General features: G+C 55.8%; 14 protein-coding genes. 8 read left to right on the top strand and 6 right to left on the bottom strand.

Annotation, left to right across the window (positions count from 1 at the left end; all coding sequences use genetic code 11):
* Positions 1-11 precede the first annotated feature (11 nt).
* Together macA and macB are read left to right on the top strand one after the other, a co-directional pair.
* On the top strand, positions 12-1,127 hold the full coding sequence (gene macA / locus ACMYSP_RS04385; protein ID WP_434585742.1) for a macrolide transporter subunit MacA: 1,116 nt from the start codon (positions 12-14) through the stop codon (positions 1,125-1,127).
* Positions 1,124-3,070 (top strand): macrolide ABC transporter ATP-binding protein/permease MacB, encoded by a 1,947-nt coding sequence (macB, locus tag ACMYSP_RS04380; protein WP_434585741.1) that lies wholly within the window; start codon positions 1,124-1,126, stop codon positions 3,068-3,070. Before macA ends, macB begins: the two co-directional genes overlap by 4 nt.
* Positions 3,071-3,138: 68 nt before the next feature.
* Here the strand turns inward: macB and cspD are convergent, their stop codons facing one another.
* Positions 3,139-3,360 carry a cold shock-like protein CspD gene (gene cspD / locus ACMYSP_RS04375; protein ID WP_123756144.1) on the bottom strand — a complete coding sequence of 74 codons (222 nt, stop codon included), beginning with the start codon at positions 3,358-3,360 and terminating at the stop codon, positions 3,139-3,141.
* A gap of 325 nt (positions 3,361-3,685) precedes the next feature.
* On the opposite strand from cspD, the gene clpS reads away from it, so the two are divergent.
* Complete coding sequence (gene clpS, locus ACMYSP_RS04370) at positions 3,686-4,003, top strand: ATP-dependent Clp protease adapter ClpS (protein ID WP_004860017.1); 318 nt, start codon at positions 3,686-3,688, stop codon at positions 4,001-4,003.
* Positions 4,004-4,033: 30 nt separating this feature from the next.
* Positions 4,034-6,313, top strand: a complete 2,280-nt coding sequence (gene clpA / locus ACMYSP_RS04365; protein WP_434585740.1) for an ATP-dependent Clp protease ATP-binding subunit ClpA — start codon at positions 4,034-4,036, stop codon at positions 6,311-6,313.
* A gap of 139 nt (positions 6,314-6,452) precedes the next feature.
* Here the strand turns inward: clpA and infA are convergent, their stop codons facing one another.
* The 5 genes from infA to trxB form a co-directional block, all read right to left on the bottom strand.
* Complete coding sequence (gene infA, locus ACMYSP_RS04360) at positions 6,453-6,671, bottom strand: translation initiation factor IF-1 (protein ID WP_002211347.1); 219 nt, start codon at positions 6,669-6,671, stop codon at positions 6,453-6,455.
* Positions 6,672-7,059: 388 nt separating this feature from the next.
* Positions 7,060-7,764 (bottom strand): leucyl/phenylalanyl-tRNA--protein transferase, encoded by a 705-nt coding sequence (gene aat / locus ACMYSP_RS04355; protein ID WP_434585739.1) that lies wholly within the window; start codon positions 7,762-7,764, stop codon positions 7,060-7,062.
* 158 nt (positions 7,765-7,922) lie between these two features.
* A complete protein-coding gene (gene cydC, locus ACMYSP_RS04350; protein ID WP_434585738.1) occupies positions 7,923-9,644 on the bottom strand; it encodes a heme ABC transporter ATP-binding protein/permease CydC in 1,722 nt (573 codons plus the stop codon).
* Positions 9,645-11,411: a heme ABC transporter permease/ATP-binding protein CydD gene (gene cydD / locus ACMYSP_RS04345; protein WP_434585737.1), complete on the bottom strand. Its 1,767-nt coding sequence runs from the start codon at positions 11,409-11,411 to the stop codon at positions 9,645-9,647.
* 114 nt (positions 11,412-11,525) lie between these two features.
* Positions 11,526-12,494 carry a thioredoxin-disulfide reductase gene (gene trxB, locus ACMYSP_RS04340; RefSeq protein ID WP_434585736.1) on the bottom strand — a complete coding sequence of 323 codons (969 nt, stop codon included), beginning with the start codon at positions 12,492-12,494 and terminating at the stop codon, positions 11,526-11,528.
* Positions 12,495-13,026: 532 nt separating this feature from the next.
* On the opposite strand from trxB, the gene lrp reads away from it, so the two are divergent.
* The 4 genes from lrp (at position 13,027) to ACMYSP_RS04320 (ending at position 19,864) form a co-directional block, all read left to right on the top strand.
* Positions 13,027-13,521: a leucine-responsive transcriptional regulator Lrp gene (gene lrp / locus ACMYSP_RS04335; RefSeq protein WP_002439523.1), complete on the top strand. Its 495-nt coding sequence runs from the start codon at positions 13,027-13,029 to the stop codon at positions 13,519-13,521.
* A 135-nt stretch (positions 13,522-13,656) separates the two neighbouring features.
* Positions 13,657-17,778, top strand: a complete 4,122-nt coding sequence (gene ftsK, locus ACMYSP_RS04330; RefSeq protein ID WP_434585735.1) for a DNA translocase FtsK — start codon at positions 13,657-13,659, stop codon at positions 17,776-17,778.
* Positions 17,779-17,900: 122 nt separating this feature from the next.
* Positions 17,901-18,512 carry an outer membrane lipoprotein chaperone LolA gene (lolA, locus tag ACMYSP_RS04325; protein WP_434585734.1) on the top strand — a complete coding sequence of 204 codons (612 nt, stop codon included), beginning with the start codon at positions 17,901-17,903 and terminating at the stop codon, positions 18,510-18,512.
* An 8-nt stretch (positions 18,513-18,520) separates the two neighbouring features.
* Positions 18,521-19,864 carry a replication-associated recombination protein A gene (locus ACMYSP_RS04320; protein ID WP_434585733.1) on the top strand — a complete coding sequence of 448 codons (1,344 nt, stop codon included), beginning with the start codon at positions 18,521-18,523 and terminating at the stop codon, positions 19,862-19,864.
* Positions 19,865-19,866 lie beyond the last annotated feature (2 nt).

The following is a 19,866-nucleotide window of genomic DNA, read 5'->3' as shown; positions in this document are numbered from 1 at the left end:
CAGGAATAGTTATGAAGCTTAATGGAAAGCGCAGGAAACTCTGGTGGCTGCTGGCCGTCATCGTACTGGCCGTGGCCGTTTGGGGATGGCGGATACTGAATGCGCCGTTACCGCAGTATCAGACGCTGGTGGTGCGCCAGGGGGATTTACAGCAGAGCGTGCTGGCGACCGGTAAGCTGGACGCCCTGCGCAAGGTTGATGTCGGGGCGCAGGTGAGCGGGCAGTTGAAAACGCTGCGGGTGAATATCGGCGACAAAGTCCAGAAAGATCAACTGCTGGGGGTGATTGACCCCGAGCAGGCAGAAAACCAAATAAAAGAAGTCGACGCCACGCTGATGGAGCTGCGTGCCCAGCTCAATCAAGCCCGTGCAGAGCGCAAGCTGGCGGCGGTTACCTTAGCGCGTCAGCAGCAGCTGGCCCAGCGTCAGCTGGTATCACGCCAGGAGCTCGATACCGCGGCCACGGATTTGGCGGTGAAAGAGGCGCAAATCGGCACCATCGAGGCGCAGATTAAGCGCAATCAGGCAACCTTAGATACTGCCAAAACCAACCTCGACTACACGCGCATCCTGGCGCCGATGTCCGGTGAAGTGACGCAAATTACCACCCTGCAAGGGCAAACCGTGATCGCTGCGCAGCAGGCGCCGAATATCCTGACGCTGGCAGACCTCAGTACCATGCTGGTAAAAGCCCAGGTCTCTGAAGCCGATGTGATTCACCTTCGTCCCGGGCAAAAAGCGTGGTTTACGGTGCTCGGCGATCCGCTGACCCGTTATGAAGGACGCCTGAAAGATATCCTGCCGACCCCGGAAAAGGTCAATGACGCCATTTTCTACTATGCCCGCTTTGAAGTGCCGAACCCACAGGGCATTCTGCGCCTGGAGATGACGGCTCAGGTGCATATTCAGATGGCGGAAGTGAAAAATGTTATCACCATCCCGCTGAGTGCGCTGGGCGATGCTGTCGGTGATAACCGCTACAACGTACGCCTGCTGCGAACCGGCGAAGTAAAAGAGCGTGAAGTGACGATTGGTGCGCGCAATGATACTGATGTTGCGGTGGTGAAAGGGCTGGATGAGGGTGATGAGGTTATCACCGGCGAAAGCCATGCCGGGACCGCAAAATGACGGCGTTGCTGGAACTGCGTGATATCAGTCGCAGCTATCTCTCCGGTGACGGCAGCGTTGATGTGTTGAAAGGCGTCACGCTGAACATTGCCGCCGGTGAAATGGTCGCCATCGTCGGAGCCTCCGGCTCGGGTAAATCGACCTTAATGAATATCCTCGGCTGCCTCGATAAACCAACCAGCGGCACCTATCGCGTGGCCGGGACGGACGTTGCGCAACTGAGCGGTGACGAACTGGCGCGGCTGCGTCGGGAACATTTTGGTTTTATCTTCCAGCGTTACCATCTGCTGTCGCACCTGACGGCGGCGCAGAACGTTGAAGTCCCGGCGGTTTACGCTGGGACGGAACGCAGGGCGCGTCTGGAGCGCGCACGCGAGCTGCTGATGCGGCTGGGTCTTGGCGAGCGGGCGGAATACCAGCCTTCGCAGCTTTCCGGCGGCCAGCAGCAACGCGTCAGTATTGCCCGGGCGCTCATGAACGGCGGAGAGGTGATTCTGGCTGATGAACCCACCGGCGCGCTGGACAGCCGCTCGGGGGAAGAGGTGATGGCGATCCTCCATCAGTTGAAATCCCAGGGACATACGGTGATCATCGTCACCCACGATCCGTTGGTAGCGGCGCAGGCTGAGCGGATCGTTGAGATCCACGATGGCGAAATTGTGCGTAACCCGCCAGCGAAGGAAATAACGGACGGCGGCGTGTTGCGTCAGGCGAGTCGGGCGGAGCCTTCCGCGTGGCGCCAGTTCACCAACGGATTTCGCGAGGCGTTAGTGATGGCGTGGCGGGCGATGGCGGCGAACAAAATGCGCACGTTGCTGACCATGCTCGGTATTATCATCGGTATCGCGTCTGTGGTGTCGATTGTGGTGGTCGGGGATGCGGCGAAGCAGATGGTGCTGGCCGATATTCGCGCCATTGGCACCAACACCATTGACGTCTATCCCGGCAAAGATTTCGGCGATGACGATCCTCGTTACCAGCAGGCGCTGAAGTATGACGACCTGCTGGCAATTCAAAAACAGCCCTGGGTGAGCTCTGCGACGCCTGCGGTGTCAAAAAGCCTGCGCCTGCGTGCCGACAACGTTGACGTTGCCGCCAGTGCGGAAGGCGTAGGGCCACAGTATTTTAATGTTTACGGGATGACCTTCAGCGAGGGCAACACCTTCAACGAACTGCAGCTTAACAGCCGGGCGCAGGTGGTGGTGCTGGATAGCAATACCCGCCGCCAGCTGTTTCCGCATAAAGCGCGTGTTGTCGGGGAGATCATTCTGGTGGGCAATATGCCTGCCACCATCGTTGGCGTGGCGGATGAGAAACAGTCGATGTTTGGCAGCAGTAAAATTCTGCGGGTGTGGCTGCCGTATTCCACCATGGCCGGCAGGGTGATGGGGCAATCGTGGTTGAACTCTATAACCGTGCGCGTGCGCGAAGGTTATGACAGTGCGACCGCCGAACAGCAACTGTTGCGTCTGTTGGAACTGCGTCACGGTAAAAAAGATGTTTTTACCTGGAATATGGATAGCATCTTGAAAACGGCGGAACGGACCACACATACATTACAGCTGTTTCTGACCCTGGTGGCGGTGATCGCGCTGGTGGTGGGCGGTATTGGGGTCATGAATATCATGCTGGTATCGGTGACCGAACGGACCCGTGAAATTGGTATTCGGATGGCGGTCGGGGCACGGGCCAGCGATGTCATGCAGCAGTTTTTGATCGAAGCGGTGCTGGTGTGCCTGGTTGGTGGCGCGCTGGGCGTGACGTTATCGTTGATGATCGCCTTCGTTCTGCAGTTGTTTTTGCCCGGCTGGGAAATCGGTTTTTCGCCGCTGGCGCTGGTCACCGCTTTTTTATGTTCGACGCTGACCGGCGTGCTGTTTGGCTGGCTTCCGGCCCGCAATGCCGCGCGACTTGATCCGGTGGACGCGCTGGCCCGCGAGTAGAAACAAAAAAATGCCAGTCAGAAGGACTGGCATTTTACTGGCAGGATGTACACAATGAAGTCAAAGCGTTATGCAGCCACTTCGGCTTCCACAGGAACAATCACGCTGGCGTGATTGCCTTTCGGCCCCTGGTGAACATCAAACCGAACGGCTTGTCCGGCTTTTAGCGTTCTGTAACCATCCATCTGGATGGTGGAGTAATGGGCGAAAATGTCTTCGCCGCCGCCCTCAGGGCAGATAAAACCGAACCCTTTGGCATTGTTGAACCACTTAACAGTACCCATTTCCATACTTCGACATCCTTCGTAATTCTTTATAAGTAAGATGGAATGAACCGGTAGTGGAGTGACGAGTTGTTCAAATGCTCGCCAACTCTCGCTAGTACAATTTAGAGAAATACGGAAATGCGTCAAGCGATTGACGGTAGTGGAAGGCGAAAAATGCGTCAAAATTTGAAGCAGTTAACGCTATTGCCGGGGAATGTGACAGACATCGCGGATGGAAGTAATAGATGATAGTTATCTATGATCTATTGTAGATTTGTGATGTGCATAGCCACTGGTCATCAACAGGCCGCCGCCTGTTGGCAACAGCAACCATTGATGAACATTGACGATGAGTAAGAGAGATTGGCTGGATTTCGATCAGCTGGTAGAAGACGAAGTTCGTAATGAACTTAAACCACCATCTATGTATAAAGTGATATTGCTCAATGATGACTACACTCCAATGGAGTTTGTTATTGACGTGTTACAAAAATTCTTTTCTTATGATGTAGAACGTGCAACGCAACTGATGCTGACGGTTCACTATCAAGGTAAAGCGATTTGTGGTGTATTTACTGCAGAAGTTGCGGAAACCAAAGTCGCGATGGTGAACGAATACGCGAAGGAGAACGAGCATCCGTTGCTGTGTACGCTAGAGAAAGCCTGAAGACAGGCATGAAAATTGGGGGAGGTGCCTATGCTCAATCAAGAACTGGAACTCAGTTTAAATATGGCTTTCGCCAGAGCGCGCGAGCACCGTCATGAGTTCATGACCGTCGAGCACTTGTTGCTGGCGCTGCTCAGCAACCCTTCGGCCCGCGAGGCGTTAGAAGCCTGCTCCGTGGACCTGGTAGCGCTGCGTCAGGAACTCGAAGCCTTCATCGAACAGACCACACCCGTACTGCCCGCCACGGAAGAAGAGCGCGATACTCAGCCGACGCTGAGTTTCCAGCGTGTGCTGCAACGCGCGGTCTTCCATGTCCAATCCTCTGGCCGCAGTGAAGTAACTGGCGCCAACGTACTGGTCGCGATTTTCAGCGAACAGGAATCGCAGGCGGCCTATCTGCTGCGTAAACACGAAGTCAGCCGTCTTGACATCGTTAACTTCATTTCTCACGGTACACGCAAAGACGAGCCGAGCCAGCCTTCCGATAACAGCGGAAGCCAGCCCAGCAATGAAGAGCAAGCAGGCGGGGAGGATCGTATGGAAAACTTCACCACCAATCTCAATCAGCTTGCTCGCGTCGGCGGAATCGATCCGTTGATCGGCCGCGAAAAAGAGCTGGAGCGTGCGATTCAGGTACTGTGCCGTCGCCGGAAAAATAACCCGCTGTTGGTGGGTGAATCCGGGGTCGGTAAAACCGCCATTGCTGAAGGGCTTGCCTGGCGCATTGTGCAAGGCGATGTGCCAGAGATTATGGCCGATTGCACCATCTACTCGCTGGATATTGGCTCTCTGCTGGCAGGGACAAAATACCGCGGTGATTTTGAAAAACGTTTCAAAGCGCTGCTTAAACAGCTTGAACAGGATACCAACAGCATTCTGTTTATTGACGAAATCCACACCATTATCGGTGCGGGTGCGGCTTCTGGTGGCCAGGTCGATGCGGCTAACCTGATTAAACCGCTGCTCTCCAGCGGCAAAATTCGGGTGATGGGCTCAACCACTTACCAGGAGTTCAGCAATATCTTCGAAAAAGACCGTGCGCTGGCACGTCGTTTCCAGAAGATTGATATTACCGAACCTTCTGTGGAAGAGACGGTGCAGATCATCAACGGCCTGAAACCGAAGTACGAAGCGCATCACGATGTGCGTTACACCGCGAAAGCGGTACGTGCGGCGGTAGAGCTGGCGGTGAAATACATTAACGACCGCCATTTGCCAGACAAGGCTATCGATGTGATCGATGAGGCCGGGGCGCGGGCGCGTTTAATGCCGGCCAGCAAGCGTAAGAAAACCGTCAACGTGGCGGATATCGAGTCGGTGGTGGCGCGTATTGCTCGTATCCCAGAGAAGAGCGTCTCGCAGAGCGATCGCGATACGTTGAAAAATCTCGGCGACCGTCTGAAAATGCTGGTCTTTGGTCAGGGTAAAGCCATTGAAGCTTTGACTGAGGCTATCAAGATGGCGCGTGCGGGCCTGGGCCACGAGCACAAACCCGTTGGTTCATTCCTCTTCGCCGGGCCGACCGGGGTTGGGAAAACCGAGGTGACCGTGCAGCTGGCAAAAGCGCTGGGCATTGAGTTACTGCGTTTTGACATGTCCGAGTATATGGAACGTCATACCGTCAGTCGCCTGATTGGCGCGCCTCCGGGCTACGTTGGTTTCGATCAGGGCGGGCTGCTGACCGATGCGGTAATTAAGCATCCGCATGCGGTGCTGCTGCTTGATGAGATCGAAAAAGCCCATCCGGACGTCTTTAACCTGCTGTTGCAGGTGATGGATAACGGTACGCTGACCGACAACAACGGCCGCAAGGCGGACTTCCGTAACGTGGTGCTGGTGATGACCACCAACGCCGGGGTGCGTGAGACCGAGCGTAAATCGATCGGCCTTATCCAGCAGGATAACAGCCCGGATGCGATGGATGAGATCAAAAAGATCTTTACGCCGGAGTTCCGTAACCGCCTCGACAACATTATCTGGTTCGATCATCTCTCCACGACGGTGATCCATCAGGTGGTGGATAAGTTTATCGTCGAGCTGCAGGTTCAGCTGGATCAGAAAGGTGTCTCGCTGGAAGTGAGTCAGGAAGCACGAGACTGGCTGGCAGAAAAAGGCTACGACCGGGCAATGGGCGCACGCCCAATGGCGCGTGTTATCCAGGATAACCTGAAAAAACCGCTGGCCAACGAGCTGCTGTTTGGTTCACTGGTTGACGGTGGGCAGGTGACCGTCGCGCTGGATAAAGAGAAGGGTGCGTTGACCTATAACTTCCAGAGCGCGCAGAAACATAAACCGGAAACCGCACATTAAAAGTTCTACCCTGTGGTTATCGCAAAAAACCGGCCTGTTGGCCGGTTTTTTTATGCCGCAATTTTAGGCGGCTGCAGAAATGAAAAGGCCGGGAATTATCCCGGCCTTCAGCATCTGACGCCACGAGGGCGGAAAACTATCAGCGACTACGGAAGACAATGCGGCCTTTGCTCAGGTCGTACGGGGTCAGCTCAACAGTCACTTTGTCGCCCGTCAGAATGCGGATGTAGTTCTTACGCATTTTACCGGAAATATGCGCAGTTACCACGTGACCGTTTTCCAGTTCTACGCGGAACATTGTGTTAGGCAACGTGTCAAGTACGGTGCCCTGCATTTCAATATTGTCTTCTTTGGCCATCTAGTCCTCTGGGGTATCACTACCGTAGTTTTGAACCGGCAAGATAATGCCGAAGTTCAGCGAGTAAGTAAAGGTTTACGTTTGTGCACTTTATCTTTCAGGCTGCCTTCGCTTACGCGGTCACATAGTTATTGATGCTGCCAGGGGCTTAACATTACCAACCCGACGCATCCTAAATTATTCAGGATATAAATTTCTGAAGTAGTTTTGGCGCATTGCCCGTAATCCACACGGAAAAGCCGCATGACAGGCGCAAACGTAAAGGGGGGAGTGACAGAACGATGGGCGTTATCTGACTCTTATTATTCCCAAACGGCGGCGGGGCAACAGGCAGAAGCTACTCTACTGCGCAATTATACCATCATGGTGAAAAATGTGCTGAAAACATTTACACATGGCCGGCAAATAGCACCCTCGGTACCCAAAATCGTGCAGGCAGGCGGCAGGTACGTAATTCGGCCAGACGGTCAAGATAATCACGACGAGGGATTTCGATGGCTCCCAGCGATGCCGTATGATTATTCAGCACCTGGCAGTCAATCAATTTACCACCATCGCGGGCAAATACCTGACAGAAAATCAGTAACGCCGTTTTTGAGGCATTTTCCGCATGGCTGAACATCGACTCACCACAAAACAACGCCCCTTGAGCCACGCCATACATGCCGCCCACCAGCGTGTCGTTTTGCCAGACCTCGATCGAGTGCGCATGGCCCAGTTCATGGAGCTGATGATAGGCTTTGACGATGCCAGGGGTAATCCACGTACCTTCATCACGATTTTCGGCGCAACCTTCAATGACCTGGCCAAACGCATGATTGAGCGTGACGCGATAGGGAGAGCGTTGGTGAAAACGCTTCATGCTGCGGCTGAGGTGAAACTGTTCTGGCCACAAGACCGCACGGGGATCGGGGGACCACCATAAAATAGGATCGCCCGGAGAGAACCAGGGGAAAATGCCGTGCTGATAGGCCATCAGCAGGCGTGACGGGCTGAGATCGCCGCCGAGCGCCAGCAGGCCATTCGGTTCGCGCAGAGCCCCTTCCGGAGAAGGGAAGGCAATGGACTGACGGGAGAGCTGAACCAGACGCATTTTAACCTCAATACGCACCAGGCAATTGTCCAATAGACTCGCTGTGTTTCAACCAGCCACTACCGCTGTCATTTCAGGTTAATGGCTGGGGCAAGAGCACCATGCCGGTGCCCTGAAACGCATAAAGTATATACGCAAAACGAGGGGAAATATCCCGTCTACAGACGCTGTTTAAACTGGTAATAACGCCCTTGTTGCGCCAGCAGTTCTGCGTGATTACCTTGCTCAATAATCTTCCCGTTGTCCATGATAATTATCTGATTAAAACGTGCCAGTCCGCGCAGACGATGGGTAACCATCAGGACGGTTTTTTCACGCATCACATCACTCAGCAAATCAAGGATTTGGCTTTCAGTTGTCGCATCAAGCCCTTCGGTGGGCTCATCAAGCAGCATCAGCGGGGCATCATGCAGCAGGGCACGGGCGATGGCCAGTCGGCGTAGCTCACCGCCGGAAAGCTGACGGCCGCCTTCGCCCAACCAGGCATTAAGGCCGCTGTCTTCCAGCAGTTTTTCCAGACCGACGCGTTCCAGGGTACTGGTGAGCTGAGCATCACTGGCGCCAGGGGCGGCCAGCAGCAGGTTGTCGCGCAGCGTGGCGCTGAACAGATGCACCCGCTGAGGAACAACGCTCATCGCCCGACGCAGGGAAGCTTCATTGATGTGCGCTAACGGTTGGCCGTTAAGCAGGATCTCACCCTGCGCCGGATCCCAGGCGCGGGTCAGAAGCTGTAATAGTGTCGACTTGCCGCAACCGGTACGCCCCAGAATCGCGATATGCTCGCCTGCTGTGACCTGCAACGAGACGCTATCCAGCGCCGGGGCAGGCTGTTGTGGATAGCTAAAGGTGACCTTATCCAGGGTCAGCGCAACGCGCTCAGGCGGTTGTTCCGCTCCCGGGACGAAAGTGACTTCTGGTTGTTGTTCGGTAATTTGCGTAATCCGACGAGCGGAAGCAATGACCTGACCAAGATGCTGAAACGCACCGGTGACCGGAGCCAACGCTTCAAATGCTGCCAGGGCGCAAAAAACAAACAGGGCGATCAGCGCGCCCGGCTGACTGTTTCCGCCAACCCCGGCAGAGGCCAGCCACAGCATGGCAATCACCGCGATACCGCCAATCAGCAGCATCAGCGCCTGCGACAGGGCAGTGAGATCCGCCTGGCGACGTTGTGCTTCCTGCCAGCGCTGTTCGGTCTTTTCCATCTGTGCCCGGTAGCGGTCACTGGCGCTGAACAGCATCAGCTCTGCCTGTCCTTGTAACCAGGAGGTCAACTGCTGGCGATATTGTCCGCGCTGCTGGGTGATATGTTCACCCGTCGGTTTTCCGGCGCGATAAAACAGCGGCGGCAAAATTACCAGCGTTAACAGCATGATCCCACCCAGAGTCAGCGCCAGCGTGACGTCGAGAATGCTCAGGCCGGCGGTAACCACCAGAATCACGACCAGCGCGCCGACCAGCGGGGAGATCACTCGCAGATAGAGGTGGTCCAGCGTATCGACGTCGGCAACCACCCGGTTAAGGAGTTCACCCTGGCGAAAGCGCGCCAGCCCGGCGGGGGAGAGCGGCAGCAGTTTGCTGAAGGTGAATACGCGCAGATGTTGCAGAACGCGGAAAGTGGCGTCATGGCTGACGAGACGTTCAAAATAGCGGCCGGCGGTACGCAGAATCGCCGCACCACGCACCCCCGCAGCCGGAAGCATATAGTTAAAGCTGTAGATCCCGGCGACACCTACCACGGCACTGGCGGATAAGAACCAGCCCGAAAGCGTCAGCAGGCCAATGCTGGCCAGCAGGGTGATAATCGCCAGCACTACGCCGATCGTCAGCAGCCAGATATGCCGCTTGTACAACGCCAGATAAGGCAATAATGCGCGCATTTAAATCTCCTCCTGACGGTGGGCTAACAGAGTCGCAAAATGACTCTCGGCGGCAGCCAACTGAGCATAGGTACCCTGTTCGACAATCTGACCATCCTGCATCACCCAGATTGCATCCCAATCGGCGATACCTTCCAACTGGTGGGTGACCATCAGCGTGGTTTGTTGCGACGAGGCGTTAAACAATGCCTGCATCACCCGCTGCTCGCTGTGGGCATCGAGGCTGGCTGCAGGTTCATCTAATAACAGCAGACGGCAGGGCACCAGCAGCGCGCGCGCCACGGCAATGCGCTGGGCCTGGCCGACGGACAGGCGACCGGCCTGATCGCCGACCGGCGTGTGAATACCTTGTGGCAGCTGAGAGACAAACTCGCTTACCCAGGCTTTGTCCAGCGCGAGCTGGAGCTGTGCCTCGGTGGCTTCCGGCCAGGCCAACAGCACGTTTTCACGCAGAGTTGCCGCCGGAAGTTGCGGGTTCTGGCCCACCCAACTGAGCAGGCGATGCCAGCGACTGGCGTCGAGGTCGCGCAGTTCAATACCGTTGACCAGCAGCGAGCCATCGTAAGGAAGAAAACCGGTTAAGGTGTTGAGGAGTGAACTTTTCCCCGAGCCACTTTGGCCCACCAGCACCACGCGCTTACCGGCTGGAAGCGTAAAATTGAGTGGCCCCGCCAGAACTTTTCCTTCCGGGGATTTAATCAATAAATCACGGGCTTCGAGGCGAATCAGCTCATTGTCGCTGAGCACTTTTTCACCTTTTTCATCCTGTGCCAGCGGCGTTTCCATAAACGTCTTCAGGCTGTCTGCGGCACCAATGGCCTGTGCTTTCGCATGGTAGAAGGTGCCCAAATCACGTAGTGGCTGGAAAAACTCCGGTGCCAGGATCAGGGTCAGGAAACCCGACATCAAGGTCACTCCGACGCCGTAATGGCCGAAATTCAGCTCGCCAAGATAGGAGAAACCGAAATAGACCGCCACCAGCGCAATAGAGAGCGAGGTGAAAAACTCGAGCACGCCCGACGAGAGAAAGGCGAGGCGTAGCACTTCCATCGTCCGCTGGCGGAAATCCTGAGAGGCTTCACGAATATTGTCCGTTTCTGCTTCACCGCGATGAAACAGCCGCAGGGTTTCCATGCCACGCAGGCGATCGAGAAAATGGCCGCTCAACCGGGCCAGTGCCAGAAAGTTTCGACGGTTGGCATCAGCCGCACCCATGCCGACCATCGCCATAAACAGCGGGATCAGCGGTGCGGTACCGAGCAGAATCAGCGCGGCGGCCCAGTTAATCGGGAAAATAGTCAGGACAATCAACAGTGGCACGCAAGCCGCCAGCGTCATCTGTGGCAGATAGCGCGCGTAGTAGTCGTGCATATCATCAATTTGCTCAAGAATGAGCGTTGCCCAGCTTCCTGCCGGTTTTCCCTGAATCCACGCCGGGCCCGCCTGTTGTAAGCGATCGAGCACCTGGCGGCGAATTTCGCAACGAATATGCTGTCCGGCCAGGAACCCCACCCGTTCGCGGAACCAGACCACCCAGGCCCGGAGAATAAAAATTAATGCCAGCACAATAAACGGCAGCACCAGCGCCGTTGCCGGAATATTCTCCATGATCATGCGATGAAGGATCCGCGCCAGCAGCCAGGCCTGGCCGACGATCAGCAGACCGCTAATGACCCCCAACGCACGGGAAATCATCAACCAGCGACGGGAGAGAATGCTTTGATTTTTTAACCAACGTGTTAACTCTTGCTGACGGGTTTTATTCATTGCGCACTTTGCAGGTGTAGTTATGAGGTTTTTAGGCTGGGCAATGTTACAACGAGGAAAAAATAAAGGCGACTTTTCGTCGCCTTCTTTACCTTTGTTACTGACTTGTAAAGATTATTTGCAAGCGTCGGCTAAACCATCAAGATAACGCTCGGCATCCAGTGCAGCCATGCAGCCGGTACCAGCAGAGGTGATCGCCTGACGATAGATGTGGTCCATCACATCGCCGGCAGCAAAGACGCCCGGAACGCTGGTCTGGGTGGCATTGCCGTGGATCCCTGACTGCACTTTGATATAGCCGTTTTCCAACGCCAGCTGGCCTTCAAAGATGGCGGTGTTAGGGCTGTGGCCGATAGCAACAAACAGGCCGGCAACGTCCAGAGACTCGATATTGTCGGTATTCTGCGTGTCGCGCAGACGCAGACCACTCACGCCCATCTGATCGCCGGTGACCTCTTCCAGCGTGCGATGGGTGTGCAGCACGATATTGCCATTTGCCACTTTATCCATCAGGCGGTTAATGAGGATTTTTTCGGCGCGGAAAGAATCGCGACGGTGGATCAAGTGAACTTCAGCGGCGATGTTAGACAGATACAGCGCTTCTTCAACTGCAGTGTTGCCGCCGCCGATAACGGCGACTTTCTGGTTGCGATAGAAGAAACCGTCACAGGTTGCGCAGGCGGATACGCCGCGGCCTTTGAACGCTTCTTCCGACGGCAGCCCCAGATAACGTGCGGACGCGCCGGTGGCGATAATTAATGCGTCACAGGTGTATTCACCGCTGTCGCCCACCAGACGGAAAGGACGGTTTTGCAGATCGACGCTGTTGATATGGTCGAAAATAATTTCGGTATCAAACTTTGTTGCATGCTCATGCATGCGTTCCATCAGCAGCGGGCCGGTCAGATCGTTCGGATCGCCAGGCCAGTTTTCCACTTCTGTGGTGGTGGTCAACTGACCCCCTTTTTCCATGCCGGTAATCAGCACTGGCTGCAGGTTTGCGCGCGCTGCATAGACGGCAGCGGTATATCCCGCAGGTCCAGAACCAAGAATAAGCAGTTTACTGTGTTTGGTCGTGCCCATGAGATCCCCATAATTTATTGGCATACATTGGGCTGGATTGTAGGGAATTTGTTGTCGTAAAAAAAGAGCACAGCGATTTTGTTAACGATGTGTGCAATAGAAGTAGCCGATGAATTGGTGATTTAACGAACGAGGAATATAACTAATTCTACTGTCAGCGGGACAATTATAAGATGAAAACATGAGAATCAACGGGGGGGTATAATGAATATCTGGCATCTTGTACTAAAAATCGATGTTTTGCTTTGACAATCCCCTGTGCTTTTGCGAAAACATCCATGGAAGAAAAAAACAGTGTTTCGCGTGTGGCGAATTTTCATGCACGCAGATGCCATTTTTATCCGGGTTAGCGAAATCTACGCATGGTGTGGACAGACGCCATGCGTGATGTTGGTGACTGCCGTCAGGCAACGGGCTTCTCACGTACCCCTGGGTTACTCAATGTCGTAAAGGGTAATAACAGGATGGACTCGGGCAGTGAAGGCTCTGAGTCGGAACAGGAGTAGGGAAGGAATACAGAGAGACAATAATAATGGTAGATAGCAAGAAGCGCCCTGGCAAAGATCTCGACCGCATCGATCGTAATATTTTGAATGAGCTGCAAAAAGACGGGCGTATTTCAAACGTCGAGCTTTCTAAACGGGTGGGACTTTCACCGACGCCTTGCCTTGAGCGCGTGCGTCGACTGGAAAGACAGGGTTTTATTCAGGGCTATACGGCGCTGCTCAACCCGCATTATCTGGATGCATCACTTCTGGTATTTGTTGAGATTACTCTGAATCGTGGCGCGCCGGATGTGTTTGAGCAATTTAACTCCGCTGTGCAAAAACTTGAAGAAATTCAAGAGTGTCATCTGGTTTCCGGCGATTTCGACTATCTGTTGAAAACCCGTGTGCCAGATATGTCAGCGTATCGCAAATTACTGGGCGAAACCCTGCTGCGCCTGCCGGGTGTAAACGACACCCGTACCTACGTGGTAATGGAAGAAGTCAAGCAAAGCAATCGTCTGGTTATTAAGACGCGCTAACACGGAACAGGTGCAAACTCGTCGCAGTTTGATTACACTCCTGTTAATCCATACAGCAACAGTGCCGGGGAGACCCGGCACTGTTGTCCGTTTTAGCAGCAGGCAGGAAACAGCCTGATACCTGGAGAGCCTTTTTTGAGCCAGGAATACACCGAAGACAAAGAAGTCAAACTGACAAAGTTAAGCAGCGGGCGCCGACTCCTTGAGGCGTTACTCATCCTTTGCTCTCTGTTTGCCATCTGGCTGATGGCAGCATTACTGAGCTTTAATCCCTCGGATCCTAGCTGGTCACAAACGGCCTGGCACGAACCCATTCATAACATAGGCGGCATACCCGGCGCCTGGCTTGCCGACACGCTATTTTTCATCTTTGGCGTGATGGCTTACACCATCCCGGTGATCATCATCGGTGGGTGCTGGTTTGCCTGGCGTAACCAGACCAATGACGAGTACATCGACTATTTTGCCGTCTCGCTACGGCTGATTGGCGCACTGGCGCTGATCCTCACCTCCTGTGGTCTGGCATCAATCAATGCCGATGATATCTGGTATTTCGCTTCCGGTGGCGTTATCGGCAGCTTGCTGAGCACCACTCTGCAACCGTTGCTGCACAGCAGCGGCGGCACGATTGCACTGCTGTGTATCTGGGCGGCGGGTTTAACGCTGTTTACCGGCTGGTCATGGGTGAGTATCGCGGAAAAACTCGGCGGCGCTATTCTTTCTGTACTCACCTTCGCTAGCAACCGTACCCGTCGGGACGATACCTGGGTGGATGATGAAGACGAGTACGAAGACGATGAAGATGACGTTGATGACAGCACGAAACCGCAAGGGTCGCGTCGCGCACGTATTTTACGCAGCGCCTTAGCGCGTCGGCAGCGTCTGGCAGAAAAATTCTCTAATCCGATGGGCCGCAAAACCGATGCCGCGCTGTTCTCCGGCAAGCGCATGGACGATGCCGAAGAAGAGGTGCAGTTCAGCGCGAAGGGCGCTCCCGTTGCGGCTGATGATGTACTGTTCTCAGGTTCCAGCGCAGCACGTCAGGCAGATGCTGACGATGTTCTGTTTTCTGGCGCCAGCGCAACGCGTCCAGGTGATTTTGACCCGTACGATCCGTTGCTGAATGGCCACAATATTGCCGATCCGTTGACCTCTGCAGCCGCCGCGACTGCGGCACCGCAGGTGTGGGCTGAGTCAGATGCCGGGCTTGCGCCGCAAACGGCGTATCAACCGGAAGCGGTACAGCAGCCGGTGTATCAGCCGGAATCGGGCTACCCGCAGCATCAGGCCTATCAGCCTGAGCAGGTGCCGGTACAGCAGCCGGTGTATCAGCCGGAATCGGGCTACCCGCAGCATCAGGCTTATCAGCCTGAGCAGGTGCCAGTACAGCAGCCGGTGTATCAGCCGGAGCCGGGCTACCCGCAGCATCAGGCTTACCAGCCTGAGCAGGCGCCGGTGTATCAGCCGGAGCCGGGCTACCCGCAGCATCAGGCTTACCAGCCTGAACAGGCGCCGGTACAGCAGCCGGTGTATCAGCCGGAGCCGGGCTACCCGCAGCATCAGGCTTACCAGCCTGAGCAGGCGCCGGTACAGCAGCCGGTGTATCAGCCGGAGCCGACTTACCCGCAGCATCAGGCCTATCAGCCTGAACAGGCGCCGGTACAGCAACCGGTGTATCACTCGGAACCGCCAGTTTCTTCTACACCTGCTATTGAGCCTGAAGCGCCGCAGGAAGAGGTGAAGCCGCAGCGTCCGCCGATGTACTATTTTGAAGAAGTCGAAGAGAAGCGTGCGCGTGAACGCGAACAGCTGGCCGCCTGGTATCAGCCGATTCCTGAACCGGCCAGCCCGGTCGCCACACGGCCGATAACGTCAGCTCCCGCGCCGGCACCTGCCGCTGAGGCTGCCGCAGTCAGCGCGCTGGCTGCTGGCGTGCATCAGGCCGCCGGTCCAGCAGCGACGTCAGCCGCGGCTTCTGTGGCATCAGCAGCTGCACCGTTGTTCAGTCCGGCATCCGGTGGGCCACGCGTACAGGTGAAAGAAGGGATAGGCCCAAAACTGCCGCGCCCTAACCATGTCCGCGTCCCGACGCGTCGTGAGCTGGCATCCTACGGCATTAAGCTCCCGTCGCAACGTATGGCTGAAGAGCAGGCGCGTAAAGCGGAGCTTGACCAGAATTATGACGATGAACCGCTAACTGACGAAGAAGTCGATGCGCTGGAGCAGGGCGAGCTGGCTCGCCAGTTTGCCGCCACCCAGCAGCAGCGCTACGGGGAAGTCTACGCATCGGATGAAGACGACGATGACGGCGCTGCCGAAGCCGAGCTGGCCCGCCAGTTTGCCGCCTCTCAGCAGCAGCGCTATAGCAGCGAACAGCCGCAGGGCGCGACGCCGTTCACCCCGGCTGATTATGATTTTTCGCCGATGAAAGCGCTGGTTGACGACGGCCCGAAAGCGCCGCTGTTCACTCCGACACCGGAAGCACAGCCGCCGGTACAGCAGCACAATCAGCAGCACTATCAACAGCCGGTTACGCCGCCGCCTGCAATGCAGCCTCAGGTTTCTCAACCGGTACATCAACAGCCGATGCATCAACAACCGGTGCACCAGCCGGTACAGTATCCGCAGATGGCACCGCAGGCTCATCCTGCGGCCCAAAGCTATCAGCCGCAGCAGGCACATGTGCCTTCGCAGAGTGCCGCTCAGCCGCAGCAGGAGAGCCTGATTCACCCGCTGCTGATGCGCAATGGCGACAGCCGTCCGCTGCAAAGACCGACGACGCCGCTGCCGTCGCTGGATCTGCTGACTCCGCCGCCGAGTGAAGTTGAGCCGGTTGATACTTTTGCTCTTGAGCAAATGGCGCGTCTGGTGGAGGCCCGTCTTGCCGACTTCCGCATCAAGGCCGATGTTGTGAACTACTCGCCGGGACCGGTGATCACACGCTTCGAACTGAACCTGGCGCCGGGCGTGAAGGCGGCGCGTATTTCAAACCTGTCGCGCGATTTGGCGCGCTCGCTCTCTACCGTGGCGGTACGTGTCGTGGAAGTGATCCCGGGCAAACCGTACGTTGGCCTGGAGCTGCCGAACAAAAAGCGTCAGACCGTCTACCTGCGGGAAGTGCTGGACTGCACGAAATTCCGCGATAACCCATCGCCGCTGACCGTGGTGTTAGGGAAAGATATCGCCGGCGATCCGGTGGTGGCCGATCTGGCAAAAATGCCGCACCTGCTGGTTGCCGGTACCACCGGTTCTGGTAAATCGGTCGGCGTGAACGCCATGATCCTCAGCATGCTGTATAAAGCGCAGCCGGAAGATGTGCGCTTCATCATGATCGACCCGAAAATGCTTGAACTGTCGGTCTATGAAGGGATCCCGCATCTGTTGACCGAAGTGGTCACGGACATGAAAGACGCCGCCAACGCTCTGCGCTGGAGCGTGAACGAGATGGAACGTCGCTACAAGCTGATGTCGGCCCTTGGCGTACGTAACCTCGCGGGCTATAACGAGAAAATCGCCGAAGCGGCGCGGATGGGCCGCCCGATCCCGGATCCGTACTGGAAACCGGGCGACAGTATGGATGCCGTGCATCCAGTGCTTGAAAAGCTGCCGTATATCGTGGTTCTGGTGGACGAATTCGCCGACCTGATGATGACCGTAGGCAAAAAGGTGGAAGAGCTGATCGCTCGTCTGGCGCAGAAAGCGCGTGCCGCGGGGATTCACCTGGTTCTGGCTACGCAGCGTCCGTCTGTTGATGTGATCACGGGCCTGATCAAAGCGAACATTCCGACGCGTATCGCCTTCACCGTATCGAGCAAAATTGACTCGCGTACCATCCTCGATCAGGGTGGGGCCGAATCGCTGCTGGGCATGGGGGATATGCTCTACTCCGGGCCGAACTCCACCATGCCGGTTCGTGTTCATGGCGCGTTTGTGCGCGATCAGGAAGTTCACGCGGTGGTCCAGGACTGGAAAGCACGCGGACGTCCGCAGTATGTGGACGGCATCACGTCGGATAGCGAAAGCGAAGGCGGCGGCGGTGGCTTTGACGGATCGGAAGAGCTGGATCCGTTGTTCGATCAGGCGGTGAACTTTGTTACTGAAAAACGTAAAGCGTCTATTTCTGGTGTGCAACGTCAGTTCCGTATCGGATACAACCGCGCAGCCCGTATTATCGAACAAATGGAAGCGCAGGGTATCGTCAGCGAACAGGGCCATAACGGCAACCGTGAAGTGCTGGCACCGCCCCCCTTCGAGTAAGTGCAAAGTTGGGTAAATAAGCGCAAAATCAGCATTGTCTTCTGTCCCGCCGTCTCTGGCGGTCCTAAATTAGGGACAGAAGAGGCTCCCGCGTCGGGAGTGACGCACATTAAGGAATAACAATGAAAAAACTCGCAATCACCTGTGCATTACTGTCTGGCTTTGTTGTCAGTCAGGTTTGGGCGGATGCCGCCAGCGATTTGAAAGGCCGCCTCGATAAGGTGAGCAGTTTCCATGCCAGCTTCACGCAAAAAGTGACAGATGGTAGCGGCAATGCGGTTCAGGACGGGCAGGGCGACCTGTGGGTTAAGCGTCCTAATCTCTTTAACTGGCATATGACCCAGCCAGATGAAAGCATCCTGGTCTCCGACGGCAAAACGCTGTGGTTCTATAATCCGTTCGTTGAGCAGGCGACGGTGACCTGGCTGAAAGACGCCACCAGCAACACGCCGTTTATGTTGATTGCCCGTAACCAGGCGAACGACTGGCAGCAGTACAATATCAAGCAAAATGGCGACGATTTTGTTCTGACGCCGAAAACCGGTAGCGGTAACCTGAAGCAGTTCACCATCAATGTGGGCCGTGACGGTACCATTCACCAGTTCAGTGCGGTAGAGCAGGATGACCAGCGCAGTAGCTACCAGCTGAAAGCACAGCAAAATGGTGCGATCGATGCATCTAAGTTCACTTTTACACCGCCGAAAGGGGTGACAGTGGACGATCAACGTAAATAGAGGCGAATGTGAGCAATCTGTCGCTCGATTTTTCCGACAATGCGTTTCAACCTCTGGCCGCCCGTATGCGGCCAGAAAATTTAGCGCAGTACATCGGCCAGCAACATCTGCTGGCACCGGGGAAACCCTTGCCGCGAGCGATTGAAGCCGGGCATCTGCATTCGATGATTCTGTGGGGGCCGCCAGGCACCGGCAAAACCACCCTGGCGGAAGTGATTGCCCGCTATGCCAGTGCCGATGTCGAACGCCTGTCGGCGGTGACCTCTGGCGTGAAAGAGATCCGCGAAGCGATCGAACGAGCCAGGCAAAACCGCAATGCCGGGCGTCGCACCATTCTGTTTGTCGATGAAGTCCATCGTTTCAATAAAAGCCAGCAGGATGCGTTCTTGCCACATATTGAAGACGGCACCATTACCTTTATCGGTGCGACAACAGAAAACCCCTCTTTTGAACTCAATTCCGCACTGTTATCCCGGGCGCGGGTCTATCTGCTGAAATCGTTAACCAGCGATGATATTGAGCAGGTATTAACCCAGGCGATGAACGATAAAGACCGCGGTTACGGTGGACAAAACATTGTTCTGCCGGACGAGACTCGCCAGGCGATTGCCGGGCTGGTGAACGGCGATGCGCGCCGGGCGCTTAACACGCTTGAGATGATGGCCGATATGGCCGAGACCGACGCCTCTGGTAACCGGGTGCTACAAGCGGCGCTTCTGACCGAGATTGCCGGTGAGCGTAGCGCGCGTTTTGATAACAAAGGCGATCGTTTCTACGATTTGATCTCCGCGTTGCATAAGTCTGTACGCGGCAGTTCACCGGATGCCGCGCTGTACTGGTACGCGCGAATTATTACCGCCGGTGGCGATCCGCTGTACGTTGCTCGTCGTTTATTAGCAATTGCATCGGAAGATGTTGGTAATGCCGACCCGCGCGGCATGCAGGTGGCGATTGCTGCCTGGGACTGCTTTACTCGCGTGGGGCCGGCAGAGGGTGAGCGTGCCATTGCCCAGGCGATTGTTTACCTGGCCTGCGCCCCGAAAAGCAACGCGGTTTATACCGCTTTTAAAGCCGCCATGGCCGATGCCCGCGAGCGTCCTGACTACGATGTACCGGTGCATCTGCGCAACGCGCCAACCCGCCTGATGAAAGAGATGGGGTATGGGCAAGAGTATCGTTATGCCCATGATGAGCCGAACGCTTATGCCGCCGGAGAAGCCTATTTCCCGCAGGAAATGGCCCAAACTCGTTATTATCAGCCTACAAATCGGGGGCTGGAGGGTAAAATTGGCGAAAAGCTCGCCTGGCTTACCGAACAGGATCAAAATAGCCCCATAAAACGCTACCGCTAACT

It is taken from the genome of Klebsiella sp. R390, assembly GCF_051131745.1.
Classification (GTDB): domain Bacteria; phylum Pseudomonadota; class Gammaproteobacteria; order Enterobacterales; family Enterobacteriaceae; genus Klebsiella.
Note: the sequence above shows the minus strand (reverse complement) of the source record. Positions and strands in the feature narration are given on the sequence as shown.